Annotated in this window: 12 protein-coding genes; 2 read left to right on the forward strand and 10 right to left on the reverse strand. The window is 53.2% G+C overall.

Going from position 1 to position 16,926, the window contains the following annotated elements; genetic code table 11:
• Together FJ147_08340 and FJ147_08345 are read right to left on the reverse strand one after the other, a co-directional pair.
• Window positions 1–2,478: glycosyltransferase (locus FJ147_08340; GenBank protein ID MBM4255892.1), on the reverse strand; the 2,478-nt coding region annotated here is incomplete at its 3' end.
• 7 nt (window positions 2,479–2,485) lie between these two features.
• Window positions 2,486–4,789, reverse strand: a complete 2,304-nt coding sequence (locus FJ147_08345) for a glycosyltransferase (protein MBM4255893.1) — start codon at window positions 4,787–4,789, stop codon at window positions 2,486–2,488.
• Between the two features lie 3 nt (window positions 4,790–4,792).
• On the opposite strand from FJ147_08345, the gene FJ147_08350 reads away from it, so the two are divergent.
• Together FJ147_08350 and FJ147_08355 are read left to right on the forward strand one after the other, a co-directional pair.
• Window positions 4,793–6,001, forward strand: coding sequence for a glycosyltransferase family 4 protein (locus FJ147_08350; protein ID MBM4255894.1), 1,209 nt, complete (start codon window positions 4,793–4,795; stop codon window positions 5,999–6,001).
• Window positions 5,971–7,056 (forward strand): PIG-L family deacetylase, encoded by a 1,086-nt coding sequence (locus FJ147_08355; GenBank protein MBM4255895.1) that lies wholly within the window; start codon window positions 5,971–5,973, stop codon window positions 7,054–7,056. The genes FJ147_08350 and FJ147_08355 overlap by 31 nt, the downstream gene beginning before the upstream one ends.
• Here the strand turns inward: FJ147_08355 and FJ147_08360 are convergent.
• From FJ147_08360 to FJ147_08395, 8 genes are all read right to left on the reverse strand, one after another.
• Window positions 7,026–7,985: a GNAT family N-acetyltransferase gene (locus tag FJ147_08360; protein ID MBM4255896.1), complete on the reverse strand. Its 960-nt coding sequence runs from the start codon at window positions 7,983–7,985 to the stop codon at window positions 7,026–7,028. The genes FJ147_08355 and FJ147_08360 overlap by 31 nt on opposite strands.
• 23 nt (window positions 7,986–8,008) lie before the next feature.
• Entirely contained in the window at window positions 8,009–9,244 is a 1,236-nt protein-coding gene (locus tag FJ147_08365; protein ID MBM4255897.1) for a class I SAM-dependent methyltransferase, read from the reverse strand.
• Complete coding sequence (locus FJ147_08370) at window positions 9,156–10,298, reverse strand: glycosyltransferase family 2 protein (GenBank protein ID MBM4255898.1); 1,143 nt, start codon at window positions 10,296–10,298, stop codon at window positions 9,156–9,158. The genes FJ147_08365 and FJ147_08370 overlap by 89 nt, the downstream gene beginning before the upstream one ends.
• Window positions 10,299–10,392: 94 nt before the next feature.
• On the reverse strand, window positions 10,393–11,388 hold the full coding sequence (locus FJ147_08375; protein MBM4255899.1) for a glycosyltransferase family 4 protein: 996 nt from the start codon (window positions 11,386–11,388) through the stop codon (window positions 10,393–10,395).
• 175 nt (window positions 11,389–11,563) lie between these two features.
• Window positions 11,564–12,787 carry an ABC transporter ATP-binding protein gene (locus tag FJ147_08380; protein ID MBM4255900.1) on the reverse strand — a complete coding sequence of 408 codons (1,224 nt, stop codon included), beginning with the start codon at window positions 12,785–12,787 and terminating at the stop codon, window positions 11,564–11,566.
• Between the two features lie 86 nt (window positions 12,788–12,873).
• Window positions 12,874–14,175 carry a hypothetical protein gene (locus tag FJ147_08385; protein ID MBM4255901.1) on the reverse strand — a complete coding sequence of 434 codons (1,302 nt, stop codon included), beginning with the start codon at window positions 14,173–14,175 and terminating at the stop codon, window positions 12,874–12,876.
• A 644-nt stretch (window positions 14,176–14,819) separates the two neighbouring features.
• Window positions 14,820–16,082, reverse strand: a complete 1,263-nt coding sequence (locus tag FJ147_08390) for a VCBS repeat-containing protein (GenBank protein ID MBM4255902.1) — start codon at window positions 16,080–16,082, stop codon at window positions 14,820–14,822.
• Between the two features lie 17 nt (window positions 16,083–16,099).
• Window positions 16,100–16,915, reverse strand: a complete 816-nt coding sequence (locus FJ147_08395) for an ABC transporter permease (protein ID MBM4255903.1) — start codon at window positions 16,913–16,915, stop codon at window positions 16,100–16,102.
• Window positions 16,916–16,926 lie beyond the last annotated feature (11 nt).

The following is a 16,926-nucleotide window of genomic DNA, read 5'->3' on the forward strand; positions in this document are numbered from 1 at the left end:
ATACAATGTGTTCTCTGGTCGAGGTCGATTGAGACCAGCCACGCGTTGTACCCCGAGCGGTACCGCGCGCAGGCGATTTTGCAAGAATGGGAAAAACGAGCGCATCTTCTCGGCCAGAAACACTGAGATCGTTTGCCAATTCACTCGTTGTTCCTCAAGCCAACTCTTGGCCTTTTCGAGTTCGCCGATCCAGGTTTTCTGTTCTTGAATAATAAGATCACGGTCATTTGCCGCCCGCTGCCAATTCTCACGTTGTTGCTCCAACCATTCTTTTCCCTGCTCAAGAGTCGCCGTCCATTGGCGCAGTACACCAAGAGAATCAATCACCTCAGCAAGAATCTGCTGCTCCTCCTGACGCCCGGATATCGTTTCGTCGTACCGCAAGGCACGACGCGCCGCGAGTTGTAATTCCTCAATCCCACGCGAAAATCGGTACTGATGCGAAGCATTTTTCTCATGCCAGCGATACTGCAAGAGCGGTTGATTTAGAAAGGCGACTTTCCCTTTGACACACAACTTCAGCCACATTTCGTAATCAGGCGCGTATCCCAGCTCTTCGTCAAACATCCCCACCTCTGCGAGGCACTGTCGCCGCGCTACGACACTGGGAGCACAAATCAGATTACCTTGTAACAAGAGCTTACGGAAATAACGACGTCCATCCATGACAAAATCATCTACCGTCGGTTCAATCCAACTCCCCGGGGGCTGCAGCATCGTCCCTTCAACAAGAAATTCGACAGCCGAATGGATAAAACCAATATCGGGATCCGCTTTCAATACATCGACTTTTCGCTCCAGGTTTTTCGGCAACATCACATCATCTTGATGGAAGATACAAACGTACTCACCCTTCGCTAACGTCAAACAGCGATTCCAATTGCCAGGAATGCCAAGTTGTTTCTCGTTGCGATGGATGACAATACGGGGATCAGCAAACGAGCGGGCAATGTCGAGGGTCGCGTCAGTGGAACCATCATCAACGATCAGCAATTCAAAATCAGCAAAGCTCTGCGCCAGTACACTTTGCACGGCTTCGGCGAGAAAAGCACTTCCGTTATAGGTCGGAATACAAACACTGACTTTTACCGTAGGGCTATCTCCACTTCTCGCTTGCGACAGTTCTGATCGTGCCTCACTTCCACCGCCACCGAGATTGCTTCGCTGCGCTCGCAATGACTCACTCAGGTTATTGAGATCCCCTGTTGTCTGAGGCGTAGTATGCTTCTCTTCCATAATTTTTTGTGTCCGCACCCGACGTATTTCCGTATAGATCGTTTCAATATCGTGGGCATATTCCTCTACTGTCTTCACCTGAGGTTCAGCTTGGCGAAGACGCGAGAGGAGAGTAGGATCGTCAATCAACCGTTGCAAACAACGTCGCAGGTCACTTGCATTCTCAGGTTCAAAGAAGAGACCATTCACCCCGCCCTCTAGTGCTTCAACCAGTGCCCCTCGTCGCGCCGCAATCACCGGCACTCCCGCGAGTAGCGCTTCACGCGTGAGAAGAGAAAAGGTCTCCTCCCAAATCATCGGCATCACCAACACGTCATGACAGGCCAGAATCTCTCCGAACTGCTCGTGCTGATACGTTCCGCAAAATTTCACCGGGAGTTCTTTTGCCGTTTCGCGAAGTTGTTCAGCGTACGCGTGCCATTGATTCCATTCGGTACCGTAGAGCGACACGGAAAACGACTGGGCAGGAAGTTCCCGTACCGCTTCGAGCAGCACATGTGCACCTTTGTGAGGTGCTAAAACTCCGACATAAAGAATCCGTAGCGGAAGATACAATGTGTTCTCTGGTCGAGGTCGATTGAGACCAGCCACGCGTTGTACCCCGAGCGGTACCGCGCGCAGGCGATTTTGCAAGAATGGGAAAAACGAGCGCATCTTCTCGGCCAGAAACACTGAGGGAGTCAACACAAGATCAGGAGCATGAAGTACCCGCTCCATATCAGTGAATCGCCGTCGTGCGTCGTCTCCACTCGCGACATCCGCTAAGCACGATACGCAACGAGCACCATATTCGGGGCCGACACAGAGTTGCTGTTGCGCATCGAGCAAATGAATACGATGACAAGCGAAGAAGAAGTCGTGCAGGCTCAAGACCGTCGGGTACCCGAGTGCCGGCGTGAGTCGTAGCAAACTGACCGAGAGGTTATAGAGATGCTGAAAATGGACAACATCAGGCTTGAGTCGTTCCACGAGTTGCTGAAAGGGCCGATTGAACCGCGGGTTGTCATAGAGCAAACGAAAGGCCGTGTTCATGGTGTAGTTATTGACCAGCTGGAACACAGGCAGCTCTTCGTAGCTCGTTTCGTGCATGCTCCCTTCTGCACGTTGTGGATCGTAGATACGCGTCAATACAGATACCTCGTGACCACGTACACGCAACGCTTGCGAGAGGTGCAGCGTGACGAGTTCGGTCCCTGCCCATTCATTGGGAGGAAAGCCGTGGACAACTTGGAGAATGTGCATAGGTCAATTATCTCCGTTTCACCTGTTCCTGAAAAGAGAGACGGCGCACTAACCATCCTGGCAATCGCTCAACCTGTTCACCCAACCAATACCCAACATTCCCGGCCAGATGCCAGCTCACCGCTGGTACTGCCCATTGCTTCACGATCGCTTCTTTACTGTGGCCATTCTGCTGCCGCCAGAAAATTAAATCCAGCTTGGCTACGCGAAAAGCACCAGCAATGCAACCGCGCAAACTCTGCTGCGGTGCATCACCAAACAATTTGTGCATAGCGGCCGCGTGCTCAAAGTGACGGCAAAAATTCGCCCACGGCCCATAGCTATGGGAATGGATCACCACTGAGTCGGCAGCGTACGCGGTTTTGTATCCTGCCTTCAGTACCTGCTCGGCCCAGGCTTGGTCCTCAGCAAAATCCACTTCGGGAAAGGGAAAACGTTCCCAGAAAGAACGCCGCAGCACGGAGCTCGTGTTGGCAAAAAAACGATACAAATATCGATTGCGCTCATAGTCGGGATTATCAAGCATCGCATGAACACGCGACTCTACCTTTCCCTGCAACTCATACTCAGCGATGCGGTGCCATTCCATTGGGTGACAATCAGGTCGCGGAATGTGGCGGCTATAGACGCCAGCAACGTGTGGGTCGGTTCGGAGCGGAGATAACAGGTTGTGCAACCACTTTTCATTCGCCGGTGTTGCATCTTGCGTAAGAAAGACCAGCATCTCGCCATGTGCATGTGAGGCCAAGAGATTGCGAGTGCGCCCGTGACCAAATTCTTGCGGTGGAATCTGTACGACAGTGACACCATATTGCTGTAAGATCTGCAGGGTTCCGTCTCGTGAGCCAGAATCGGCGGCAATGATCTCGTGGAGCTGAAAGTCTCCCTGTTGTTTACGAATAGCATCGAGTACTTCAGCCAAATATCGTACGCCGTTCTTGGTAGGAATCAGGACGGACACGGTGGGGACGGTAACCATGACGTGCGCTGCAGGGTTGGAGGAAAACGAAAGGGCGAAGGGACGAAAGGACGAAGGGGCGACTTTTTCGTCCTTTTCCCCTTCGTCCCTTTTCTTCACTTTCCCTTCCCCACAGACTTCTCGGTACACTCCTTCCATCTCCGCCGCATACTCACTTACGGTTTTGAACTGTTGCCGCACCGAGCGCAAACGCTCAATCAGGTGCGGTTCATGCACTAACCGCAACAAACACCGCCGCAGATCAGCAGGGTTCTCAGGTTCAAATAGCAACCCGTTCACACCATCTTCGATCACTGCGGGTAATGCACCACGACGCGCAGCGACAACAGGCAGTCCTGCGGCAAGGGCTTCCCGAGTAACGAGAGAAAATGTTTCTTCACAAATCATGGGCATTACTAACACATCATGTTCTGCCAAAATCTCGGAAAACTGCGTATGGCGATAGGGTTCATGAAAGCGAATCGGCAGACCAGCAGCTTGCGCATGTAGTTGGTCAACATACGGCTGCCAATAGGGCAGCGTTGCGCCATAGAGCGAGGCGGCAACAGAGCCAGGCGGCATCCCTTGCAGAGCTTCGATCAGAATGTAGGCACCTTTGGGTGGGAAAAGCAGCCCACTATAGAGGAGACGTAAGGGTCTTGGGCACAGAGACGATCGAGGCACGGCAGTCACTGGCTTGATACCCAACGGAACGGTGTGTAACGTGTCCCGCACGGCAGGAAAGTAGTCGGCAATGCGCTCCTGCAAAAACGTAGAAGGCGTAATAATTCGTTGCGCAGCAAGCAGCGCCCGCTCCATCGTCGCCAGGCGATGAGAAACATCTTCCGCGGATGCGATGTCCCGCAGACACGCAACACAGCGGTTCCCACGTTCAGGACCAGCACATAGTCGTCCTTCCTTATCGATCAGATGAATACGGTGACAAGGGAAAAAGAAGTCATGCAAGCTCAGGATCGTCGGGTATCCATGCGCCCGTGCAAGACCGATGAGATTCGCTGAGAAATGTGCGATATGTTGGAAGTGGACAACCTCAGGCTGTACCCGTTTCAACAATTGGAGAAAGAGCTGATCGTAGAGGGAATTGTCGTAAAACGCGCGAAAGGTGGTAGTGTGGCCGTGATTGTTGACGACACGAAGAACCGGAACAGTCTCGTATTGTTCTTCGCGCATCGAGAATTCTGCGGCATGGGAATCTTCTGTTCGTGTCAATACGGTGACCGCATGGCCACGGGCTTGTAATTCTTGCGCAAGGTGGAGTGTGACGATTTCGGTCCCGGCCCAGGCGTCTGGCGGAAAGCCGTGGACAATTTGCAGAATGCGCATGCGTGTCATCGAATGGTAGTGACGTGCAGGGGTGTATCCTATACGAAAGTCGGTATGCAGAAAAGATGTGCGATTCTCACTTCCTTCGACCCGTACGCGTTCAAAGGAGGGATTGAGACCTATACTCAGCAGATGGTCGATCTCCTGCAGCGCTCCAGCTACGAAGTCGACATCTATCACACCCAGTGTCTGCCTGAGGGAACAGACACTAACCTCATAGGACCGTCGTTTCACAGTCCTTTTTTGAACAGCCTGTCACGGGTTGGGCAAGCCTTCTATCGTGTCGACCATTTGTACAACTTCGTCATTGCCCATGCTTTCTTTGGATTCGCGTACTCACCTCCGCGCATTCCCACGTTTACTATCTTTCATTCCACCCATGCTCAGTACGCAGAAGCGAACCGCGAGCTGTTTTCCCAGGAATGGTATTATGAAGTGAAATACCTCTTCGGGTTGGGCGCAGAATACGCATCCACTATAGGAAAGAGAGTCATTGCGGTAAGTGACGCTGTTGCACGTGAAGCGACCGCGCACTACGGTGCTATCGATGTCGTCTCGGTTGTCACGGGTGTTGACCAGACTCTCTTCTCTCCTCGCCCCGACAAGAAAGGACTCCGTGACCAGTTCGCTATTCCCCGAGACGCTTTTGTCGGCGTTTTTCTTGCGCGTTGGGGAGTCGATAAAGCTATCGACGTTCTACAAGAGGTTATGAAAACAACACCAGATGTCTTCTGGGTACTCATCCTCGGCACTGGCGAACCATGCCCGTTGCACGAACGACCAAACACCAAAATTATCGAGAACGTCGAACGTAATGAAGTCGCTACCATCCTTTCGTGCGCAGATTTTCTCTTCCATCCTTCACGATACGAAGGATTTGGCTTAGCGGTGGCCGAAGCACTGTCGTGCGGTCTGCCCGTTATTGCACCACCGGTAGGAATCGCGCAGTCGCTCCTGGCGCTGCCACCACTGCACGCACTTCAGCTTCCCTCCTACGAAACGGGAACACAACAAGTGATAAATGCAGCGGTGGAGACAATCACTCGCTTGCACCGCGATAGAGATTTCCGTCACGCTTGCGCTCACCACGGACAGCGTGTTGCGGCGCAAACCCTGAGCCTTCCCCAATGGGAGCATAACTTCTTGGCAGCGCTGGGTATAGCGTCACGAGAAGAGAACCCAGAACACCTATCGCTGCACCAAGACGGAGCTGTGGCGTGAACACCGATCTCCCCCCCGCAAAGCGAGTTGTGGTGATCGCTCCACATCCTGATGACGAGAGTCTGGGGTGCGGTGGGACGATTGCTCGTTTCGCAAAGAACGGCGCTGAGGTCCGTCTCCTGGTGGTCTCCGACGGTGCCGCAATCGAAGAGCCAGATGGACGACATGAGGACATTGTTGCCGTGCGTACGCAAGAACTGGAAGCGGCAACGAAAATTTTAGGCATTCAACATCTTCGCACGCTTCAATTACCGGACGGTCGGCTTACACATCACGAAGCACAGATTCATACAGCACTGAGTGACTACCTCACAACTGTGCAACCTGACCTGGTATTGGCTCCGTCCCTCATCGATGGTCATCAAGATCATGTCATCGTTGGTCGTATTGCTTTACAACTGTTGCGCACGACTCCTGGTTGGACACTTGCCTTCTATGAAGTTCTCGCACCGCTACGCTTCAATACCTTGGTAGATATTACCGACGTCGCCTCGATCAAGGAAACCGCCATTCGCTGTTATCAACGCAGCCTTTTTCAACAGCCCCAGCTCTTCTGGGACGCTTTTCGTGCTCTCAATGTGGCGAAGTCGGCCTTTGTTCACCACTCCGGCCTGTTTGAGGCATTTTGGGTGCTTCATGCGCCACCTTCAGATCACGAGATCATCGCGTGGGCAACCTACGGGTTCCAGCCGTCTCACAACGGGCAGGGTCCCCTGCAACGAGTGAAAGATGTTGATGATCTCGTTTTTGCGGTACAAGAAAAGATGCAGCAGCTTGCCAATACCGACCAACAGATCCACACGCTACGGAGCGAACTCACGGCAGCAACACAAAAGCTCCAACATCAAGAAACACTCATTGCAGCGCTGCAACTCGCGTCCAACAAGAGCGCCACCCCTGCGCAAGATTCGCGGGCAGAGTGCTTGACGAAGGAAACTTCTCTGTTCCGTCAGTGCCTTGAGTACGTTTTCCCTCCGGGCTCATCACGCCGGTCGGCACTGAGCGTGGTCAAACGTCGCCTCACTCAGTACACATCAAAATCGCCAAATGAATAGTAGAAGTTTCCACGTAACCACCCCGCGCTGACCCGTTGATCGAATATGCGACATTCAAGCCAGTGCTCAGTATCTTCTGCTCGGTATTGTGCATCTGAACAGAGAAACTGGCATTCCCAGGAAAACGTCGGAAACCACCCTTCCAAGCTCGCTGCCCCCTCTTCTCGTGCCACGCATTCAGCTCCACGCAGTACCTGCCGTGCCAGGCGCTTGTCCTCCGACGGCACGAGAAATTCCATCAGGCGCGCAACGCCATCCCGTACTCCCACTATCGCCAATGCAGGCATCGCGGGGATCGTCACGAGTCGATACCGACGATTCGGGCGAGCGAGATAACGCCAGGCCAGGTAGGCACGATCACGAAGAGTGAGCATACCAAAGCGATCCTGCATGAGGGGCCAGTGCGCGTCCCAATTGAGGGGCAACACATCATACACAACGTCCATCAGCATGGCTTTTGCAGGAGTGTCCGGAAGCAGCGTGCTCACTTTATGCACCCGAGCAACCGGCTCGTAGCCAACTAAGAGCTCGCCTAAACGCTTATGGCGTTCAGTCGGAAAGCCATAGAGAAAAAGTCCGTAACCCTCGCACACCTCACGCATGAACGCCTGGATGGTATGACGAAATAATCCGCGCCCTTGCTTATGCGGATGCGCCATGACATCAATTGCATCCCACGCAGCGTGTTCCTGTCCTTGCCAGGCAATACGCTGACGAATCGTGCCATAATGACAGACAATCTCACCATCCTCTTCAGCCACGAACGCGGGTATAGGATATTCGTCACGCAGGTATTTCCACCGCCACACTTCTGGTGACATGTCACTGTGAAAAACCGTTGAGAAGAGTCGTAAGATTCCGGCTTCATCCTCAGCGCGCACCGGACGGATTATTGCCATACTGTCTGTCACTTCGTGCGCTCTGCGCATGCTCCGCTCCCTATTTCTCTGCCTTAACTTCTTATGGGTTTCCGCAACAAAAACACATCTTGGTTGGCGTCTTTTGCGCCACCAGGAACAAAATCGATCACCTGTAAATCCTTCGCGAGCACCTCACGGACATACGCTTCTGGATGATAGATCGTACAGTGATTACTCCCAGACAACTCAGGCCGATACTCAACCAGTTGCCCAGCCATGAACTGCTGTTGCTGAAGCACTGGTAGTGACTGAATATGCATTGCGCCGTGAACAGTCAGGTAGAGCATACCGCCAGGGCGCAAGAGCCTCGTCAGCTCGGTCATCCACGTTGACTGTAACGTCGCTTCTAAATGAGTGAAGATAGAAATCGTATAAATCAGGTCGAATTGCTCATCCGCATACACGAGCGGCGGTGAGAGATCATTGGTGGAAACGTGTGCAAAAGGGAATGCCTGCTGACACCAACGGATCAGATAGGGATTATAATCGGTCCCAAAAAGTCGAGACCCATGCAGGGTTTTCCAGTGGCGCAGCACGCGACCACAGCCACAACCAAAATCAAGAATCGCGTGACAGTGATTGATATCAATACCGTTCTTCTTCAGCAGCCCCTTAATACATCGCGCGCCAAGGACGCCACTCCAGTAAAAAGGCTGTATCTGGGGCAGGCCGGTAACAAGCGCAACGAGTTCCGGTGGGGGAAGTAATAATCCATCCGGTGCACCACGGTCGCGCCATTCAACATCTGGCGGAGGTTGCAACGCAAAGATGATGCCCGTATCTTCCTCACTACATGTCATACGATACCGTTGCTCGACATAATACTGAAACTGCGGCTGTGACACGAACCATTCCCACGCAGACCGCGCAATCAGAAGAAACGCTCCGCCCTTGGCTCGCAAGTCCTCCAATTGTGCGATGACAACCGCAGCATCAGGAGAAACGAGGTCACTCGCACTCTGCCCTAATGGCCAGACCGTATGCCCTTCTCCCCGTAAATGAGCTGGCGTCTCCCGTGCCAGCAGGATGATAGGCGCATTGTGGGGGATGGAGAATCGGACGAGCCGTCGTAATCGCTCAATGTCAGCGCGGTTTTCTGTCGCAGGTTCAGCTCTGGTTCCCGAGATGCCTGGGTATACGGCCCTCTCTTCTTCGTGTGGCATCGCAAAATTGCCCCTTTTACTCAGGAGAAGACGTTTTCTGCCATCGCCAATACTGTACAGGTTGTATGGTGGGCAACGAGAAAAGGCCAGCGTAGAACGCGCCATTGCTGAGCAGGTTCCACATGTGCTGCGGAAGCCGCAGCTCCTCCTCCTTCGTCACAAAGCGTGCGATGGCTGGGACACACGATGGAAATGGAGAAAGTTGCCACAGATATTCACCCTGCAGCGGCATTGATAGGGAAAAATGCGGCGGCTGCTGACACGTACCACAGTCGACGTGCGCGCGCGACTGCCACTTTTCATCCTCATTCATGCGCCACGGCGTCACCAATCGGTCGAGCCTCGTCCCGATCCAAGCACCATAATATTTCTGAAAGTAACGGGTTTCTGACTCAGCGCCCATTAGCTGAGCCGTTTCCCGTTCTTGTCGAGCACTCTGGTTATGCAGATGCACAACATCTGCGGTCGGTACACAGTACAGTCGATAGCCCTTTTGTCGTACTCGACGACACCAGTCGGTATCTTCGTAGTACAAGCGAAATCGTTCGTCAAAACCACCACAGGCTGCCAAGACTTCCCGCTTCGTCAGTAAGCAGGCACCGGAAAGCAGCGCCTGAGACAGTGGCCGCTGGGTACGCCAATAGTCGAGCGCTCGTTTCCGCCACGAGCGCTGAAGCCACCGCTGCCCTTCGCTGCGCTTCCCGAGTATCGCTTCACAGCATCGGCTCGATAACGTCACGGGATCGCTCGGTGGCAACAAGAAGTTACGCTCCCGATCCCACCAAATTCGTGGACCGATCGCGCCCCAGCGTGGCAAGGAGCGGGCTTCGTCGATCAATGCTTGTAACGCGCCAGGGCAATACCAGGTATCCGCATTCGAAAACAAAACGTATTCACTATCAGTGCACGCAACTGCTTGATTGAGCGCAGCCCCATACCCCCGATTGTCGTCGTTATATATCACCTGGGCGGCGATGCCCAGGAGCGCCTGACGTTCCTCAGTACGCGAAGCATTATCAAAGACAACAATCTGCGGGGCTCCATTCGTACCATCGGGGCTACGGATTGTCTGCGCATGCAGTGACGCCACACAACTACGAGTGAGGGCCGTCGTGTTGTAATTGACAATCAGAACTGCAAGGAGAGAGCGAGGCGGCATGAGGTAAGCTGTCCGCTATCAGTTTTCAGTTATCAGCACCCTTACTCAATGCTAACAACATAAGAAATCGTAACTCTCACGACTCTTTTGGTGGTCATACTGACTGTAGGACCTGCTCAATGCGTTCTGCCACTCGGGCAAAGGTATACTGACGTGCAACCGCTAACCCACGCGAACGCTGGCGTTGGCGCAATTCGTCATCAGTCAACAGGCGACGCAACGCCAAGCGCATGCCAGCAATATCACGTTCGGCGAAGAACAGCGCCCAATCCTGGGTTTCGGCAAAGGCACGAAACGCTGGAATATCACTTATCGCCACCGGCACTCCACATGCCATCGCTTCTAGTGTTGGAAGCCCAAAGCCTTCTTGTGTCCACGATGGAGAGAGCATCACGTCACAGGAGCGGTAGATCGCAGGCATGTTCTCGGCAGGTAAGTGGCAATGATATTCATCCGTCACTTGTAGAGCGGCTTCTTCAGGATGGCAAGCAAATTGAGAGACCCGCACGAGCTGGAACGAAAGTTCCTCCTTGAGCTTTTTGAGAGCCACGAGCCCGTCTTGCACTCCTTTCCAATCGATCTCGCAGGGCCCCACGAGCAATACCCGAGGCATTGTACCGTACGCTGCTTGTCGAGCAGGAAAGAACTGCCAGCGATTAATCCCTTGGCCAACCGTATGTGCTCTTCTACCGAACCGCTGCGCAATCAATTGCGTGAGGGGTTCGTGCACCGTGAGGAGCAGGGTGGGAAGACGGTAGGCAGCTTCAATTGCCGGTCGGTCAATTGCAAATGCAGCAGTATCCCCTTCGTAGCCTTGACAAAGGTGGACGGGTCGACCTTTCCCTGACTGGACGGCGTCGTATACGGTTGTCCAAAATGTCCCAACAATCACATCGCACTCGGGAAGTGTTGCAGGTAGAAAATCACGCACTTGTCGAAAAGGAACACGCGGCGGATACCAACTAGGACGCTCTCCTTTCGAAAGCACCTCAACCTGATGGCCACGCTCTTGGAGTGCTTCGGCTTGTTCAAAGGTGACTTTCACCCCACCACACAGCGGCGTTCCTTCTGACAGATAGCAAATACGCATGATGGTTCCGATCTTGTCGACTAGTGCTACATCTCTAGGATCTTGAGGGGGGCGGAGACGTCATTCCGGGCGAGCAACGCGAGATCCGGAATCCAGGAGGAATAACCAGAGGCCGGTGCCGTATGCTCCTGGATTCCCGCTTTCGCGGGAATGACGCTACCTCTACCTCCAATTATCAACGTGACTGACCACTGGCCACCGCTTCGGCTCTCTCCTCCGCCTCTTTCTGCCAGATATGATCAAGATAAAAAATCCCCCACTCTTTTTCCGTCGTTGCAATCGTAAACGTCTGCTCTGCCACCTTTTGATAATAGAGATGGACCCCGTGTTCATCGAATAAGAACACCACAACGCGAAACGATCCATTATTCAGCAGGAGATGCGGAAAACAAACAGTGACCTCATACGACACCTGGCCGCTAAACGGCGTGTGACCATCTTTCAATGTTGTCGTGGCAAAGCACGTGAGATTGTCAATCCGATCGATGGCAATACCCACATGAAACAAGCGCTCGGGGTGGTCACTCTTCCAGCGGATGTGCACGCGGAGAGCATCGCCCTTTTGCAGCAACCTTCCTGAGTCATGTAGGCCCCCCCCTTCAAGGGAAATCTCCTCTATTTCCCCGCCTAGGCGTAATTCCCGCCAATGTTGTTCTGGTACATGATCACTTTTGCTATGGAGGTATGTCTCGTACGCATTCACCACTTGCACCGTTGGCCCATAGGCCTCAACCTGCCCGTTCCGCAACCAGATTGCTTCCTGACAGAGCATGTTGACGCTATAGAGCGCATGCGAACAGAGCAATACACTGCCACCATTTTCCTGGAACGTGCGAATACGATCAATACATTTTTTCTGGAAATATCCATCACCCACAGCTAAGGCTTCATCGACAATCAACACATCGGGATCAACGCTCACTGCGAGTGAAAACGACAAGCGCATCCCCATTCCCGTTGAATAACTCCGCAAGGGCTGACGAAGAAATTCTCCCAATTCTGAGAAGGCAACAATTTCTGGCAGCTTCTCTTCCATCTCTTTGCGGGAGAAGCCAAGCAGTGCACCACCGACAAAGAGATTTTCCATGCCACTGAAGTCAGGGTGAAACCCTGTTCCCAGTTCAAGAATCGAAGCAACACGTCCGTCAATGCTGACGGTTCCAGACGTTGGCGTCAAAACGCCGGTAATAAGCTTCAACAGTGTCGACTTACCCGCACCATTCTCACCCAGGACTCCGAGTGAAACTCCTTTGGGAAGGGTAAAACTGACATCTTTCAACGCCCAAAACTCTTTGTGATATATACGATGAGAAAAAATTTCCTTAAAACGGTCAATGGGGCGAGGATAGACACGATAGCACTTACTCAGGGCGTTCACACTCAGTAAGGAAGACGGCACGATATTTCTCGAACTCAGTAGGTGACAAAAAAAAGGGCGGGGAAAATCCCCGCCCTCGGTTATGGCACACTAACTACGCGATGCACTTATTCAGAAATGTTCGTGTAGTTCGTGTATTGCCGGTGTGCTGGGAAGATCGCATCCCAACGAAGGGTTGCGGCCGAAGCTGTGCCACCGCCCGCGCTGTCAGCAAACTGTACTGAGTATGCAACAGCCTGGATCGGCGGGGTAGTCGTCGCCGGTGCACTATAGTTATACGCGCATGAAGTGAACTGAAGGCAAGGGAAGCTGATGCGGAACCACCCACCAGCCACTCCAGGGGTGATGATATCAGCAACCGCCTTGAAGTTGACTTCATCTGCCAGTGTGAAAGTCACTGAGTGCACGTTTTCAGCTTCGTCATACACGGCAGTGTTCACTACACGAGCGGCACCAGCCGTCACACGATCTTTCCACAACCATATTTCAGATTTGCCATTCAGCTCTTTCTGAGAGAAGTACCGCACGATAAGGCTGAGTGGGGAATCGATGGCTACTCCTGCGCTATATCCACCTGCGCTACCGGTCTGAGCCAAATCACCATTCGGACCGTCAATACGTTCGGTTAAGTCACCATAGGCGGTAGATCCTGCAGCGTTACATGCAACGGTGGCTGGTGGAGTGCACGCAGCGGCACCACCTTGCTCTTCGATGCAACGCGTACGATAGAAGCCAAACGTATTGGCTGCGGCTTGGGCTGCATCCGGCACTGCGCGATGACCATAGCATGGGTTTGCAGTCTCGATGCTCGTCGCATTCACGCCAGACGACGAACCGGCGGGAAGGTTAACGAGGTATTGCTGACCAACAAGAACGTTGCCATAGCCAAAGGGATAATTCAGTTGGCCTGGGAACAGTGAGGTCGCTGAGTACACAACGTCAGCAGTAACATAACCAGCGATCAGACCTGTGACTGACCCTGCAGGGGCTAGAAGCTGAGCTGCCACGCCAGTGGGGGCAGGTTGGATCGTTGCCGATCCGTTAGAACAACCAGTGAGACCAATTAAAAGATCGTACAAGCTGCATGTAAACACGTCGTGCGGGGTCAAGATAACGGTGAAGTCATAAATGTGCTGAGAAGTGATTGACCAAATCGTCACGTGCACCGCTACGTTCGGAGCAGCAGCACTGACCGCGGCACTTGTTGCTCCTGCCGTGTTAGTGACAACGACTAGCGTATCTTGGTTGTCTGTAGCCGTACGTTGGGTTTGAACCTTAAAGAATGGATACAACAGTGTGGAACCAGGCACATCGTCCGGAACGCCGACCACAGCCTGCGCGTTGCCTCCCACACCAAGAAAGAAAAATGCTGCTATAAGAGCTGCAAGTCCTTTTCTCATCCTAGACATCTTCTCTCCTCCTTCGCTTCTAAAACTTTCCTTTTACCAGGAACTACCGTACCTGTTTGTGATGAATACTGCAAGCCTTACTACCGTCACTCTAGCCGCCTATTGCCTTCCTATCCACCTTCATCCCATCCGGGGTTCTTTCCCATTTCCCAGATCACCTCCTTTCCTCCGGGCTCGCGCCGTCTTCACCCGCTGGCGGTAGCATATGATACCACCGGCCTCTAACCTTGACCCATTTGTCCAACATAGAGGAGGACGCTGAGCGGGAAAGTCCCGGCAAAAGAAACTCTACTCGTAATTCTACCTCCGCCTCATCTCCACTCTCGTTATGCTTTATTGATTGAACTGTGGCTGCGGTAAAAGCGACCGGGGATGCGAGGATCTTTTTCAGGTAGGTAGGTTTGTCCATTCCCCCTGGCGCTTCAAATTCGTATGCTTGCTCTGCTTGCCCCTTTATCCGAACCTCCCAGTATTCCTTTACCCGTTCTTCCAAACTTGCAGGCTTCCCACGACAGGCAGATGCTAACATGCATACCAGGGCTAGTGCAAATAAGACCACCACTTTTTTTTGGCATGCCAGTGGGTCCCCCCATGCTTCATTATTCTGGCTAGCTTTTTTTGTCAAGAGGAAAGTTGTCATACACCTACTGCCACAACCACGCGGTAATTGTTCCGAAAGCTTCACCAGCATAGTTAGCAACGATAAAATCCTCACCACTCTTTGTCCGGAACGACCGCACCTTATAGTTTCGGACCTGACTGAATTTCTCTTCTTTTATCTCTTGTCGCTCTTCCCATTTCCCGTCAGGTTGCTGACCATAGACTTTCACAATCCCGGTATACATCTCAGCAGTAACAATCTCTTTGCGCCCATCCTGATCAAAGTCAACCGCCGTCGCTCCACACACCCACAAGACCTGAGGGAGCCCTTGCGAGAGATCCTGCCATCGAGTCCCATCCCAACGATACACGCGTGGGCCGCCATTTTTGTATATCGGCGCTCCGCCAACCCCAAGCAGCAGTTCATCTTTGCCATCGTTATCAAAATCGATGAGGTGCACACTCCACGCGATCATGTTGCTCGGGAGGCCTTCCGCGCTCGCCGCACGCCATTCACCGTTCCCATTGCTCAACCATAAGAACTCGGGTCGAATATCGCTCAGACTCCCCACCGCAATGTCAGGCACCCCATCGCCATTCACTTCACCGATCGAAAGATCATCTCCAAAAAGCCCTTCACTTCCTGTAATCGTTTGGACTCGCCATCCTGATGTCTCATTCCAGAGAATACCAATACCGCCGGTCGCATCCGTATTGGCGTTCATCGGCGGGGCTTCGGACAAAAACACGATATCGAAGCGCCCATCACGATTCATATCGGCACTGACGAGAGAACGAGAGCGGAACTGCGTCACACCATCAGGCAGATTCGCCTGTTCTTCCCAAGGTCCACACGGCCCAGTGCCGACGTTGAAAAAGAGCCGCAGACCGATCTCATGCATAGCTAGGGCGATGTCAGGCTTTCCGTCTCCTGAGAAGTCGGCAACCGCTACTCCACCATAGTTATAGTCTTTCGCTGGAAAGCCATTGCGAGAACCTCCAGGACACGTAATCGCTTCCCAGCCATTTTGCTTGCGGAGAAAGATCCGTGGCCACGCGTCTTTGCTCTTGCGCGGCGGAGCGGTAATCAGATCACGTTCCCCATCGCCATCCATATCGGCAAACGTGAAGTCTTGGCGCCATTCTTCTCCGAACGGCAACCCGTCGGCGGCAACAACCAGCCTGGTTCCCTTTTGCCCTTTCGGTGCAGACGGCTCCGGTGTACATGCGGACAGCAACCCACAGGCACTCAGGCAGACAACTAACCGCATCGTTCTCCATAGCCACTTCGTCATCCCACACTCCATATAACTCTCTGTGATCACTAGAGTAGATCAGCAAACCCAGGCTCAAGACGAGAAAAGAGCCAACAGCCTGACAGTAACACCACCAGTGTCCACACGCAGGGCGACCCAAGGTCGGTCAGTGTCGGGTAGTGTCCCTCCAGGAGAATTGCACGGTACGCCGACACAAGCGGGGTAAACGGATTCCACTGCCATAACGCCACAAACTGCGACGGTACGTATGACAAGGGGTAAATAATCGGCGTCAAATAGAACCACACCATAAACATCATCTGCAACATTTGTACGGTATCACGTAAGACGGTCTGCACACTCGCAACGATCAACCCACACCCAAACGCCAGCCCCGTTTGCAAACATAGCAAAGCCGGCACCAGCGGCACGCTCGCCCAGGTCAGCCGACCTGTCACAAAAAGTGCGAATAACAAGAGACTGAAACTCAAGAGAAAGGTCACCAAGCTCGCCAAGATGCTGCTCGCCACTAACACGGCCGCCGGGAAACGTACCGCTTTCACTAAGCTCGCATTATCGACGATGGCCGTCGCAGCTTTGATCACCCCCTCTTGAAAACCCAGCCACGGGAGCAGGCCCGCTAAGAGATAGAACGCAAACGCCCCTGTCCCATCTTCAGCGGTGAATTTCACCTGCAAGATCGTCGACAACACGAACATATAGACAAGGAACAGCAACAATGGTTGGAGAACCGTCCACGCGAGGCCGAGGACCGATCCCGCATAGCGTGCGCGTACATCACGGCGGACAAGCCCGGCGATCATCACTCGATGTGTCCACAGATGCGCGATCATAAACGTCGCCCCCACGGCGAGAGGCCGCACTGTACAGTGCT

It is taken from the genome of Deltaproteobacteria bacterium (assembly GCA_016874775.1).
Lineage (GTDB): Bacteria > Desulfobacterota > Binatia > Bin18 > Bin18 > VGTJ01.

Excerpts from the sequence above, each read along its gene's own strand:
- FJ147_08345 (MBM4255893.1), bottom strand. The coding sequence starts at position 4,789 with ATGACACGCATGCGCATTCTGCAAATTGTCCACGGCTTTCCGCCAGAC.
- FJ147_08350 (MBM4255894.1), top strand. The coding sequence starts at position 4,793 with ATGGTAGTGACGTGCAGGGGTGTATCCTATACGAAAGTCGGTATGCAG.
- FJ147_08360 (MBM4255896.1), bottom strand. The coding sequence starts at position 7,985 with ATGCGCAGAGCGCACGAAGTGACAGACAGTATGGCAATAATCCGTCCG.
- FJ147_08365 (MBM4255897.1), bottom strand. The coding sequence starts at position 9,244 with ATGGCGCGTTCTACGCTGGCCTTTTCTCGTTGCCCACCATACAACCTG.
- FJ147_08370 (MBM4255898.1), bottom strand. The coding sequence starts at position 10,298 with ATGCCGCCTCGCTCTCTCCTTGCAGTTCTGATTGTCAATTACAACACG.
- FJ147_08375 (MBM4255899.1), bottom strand. The coding sequence starts at position 11,388 with ATGCGTATTTGCTATCTGTCAGAAGGAACGCCGCTGTGTGGTGGGGTG.
- FJ147_08385 (MBM4255901.1), bottom strand. The coding sequence starts at position 14,175 with ATGTCTAGGATGAGAAAAGGACTTGCAGCTCTTATAGCAGCATTTTTC.
- FJ147_08390 (MBM4255902.1), bottom strand. The coding sequence starts at position 16,082 with ATGGAGTGTGGGATGACGAAGTGGCTATGGAGAACGATGCGGTTAGTT.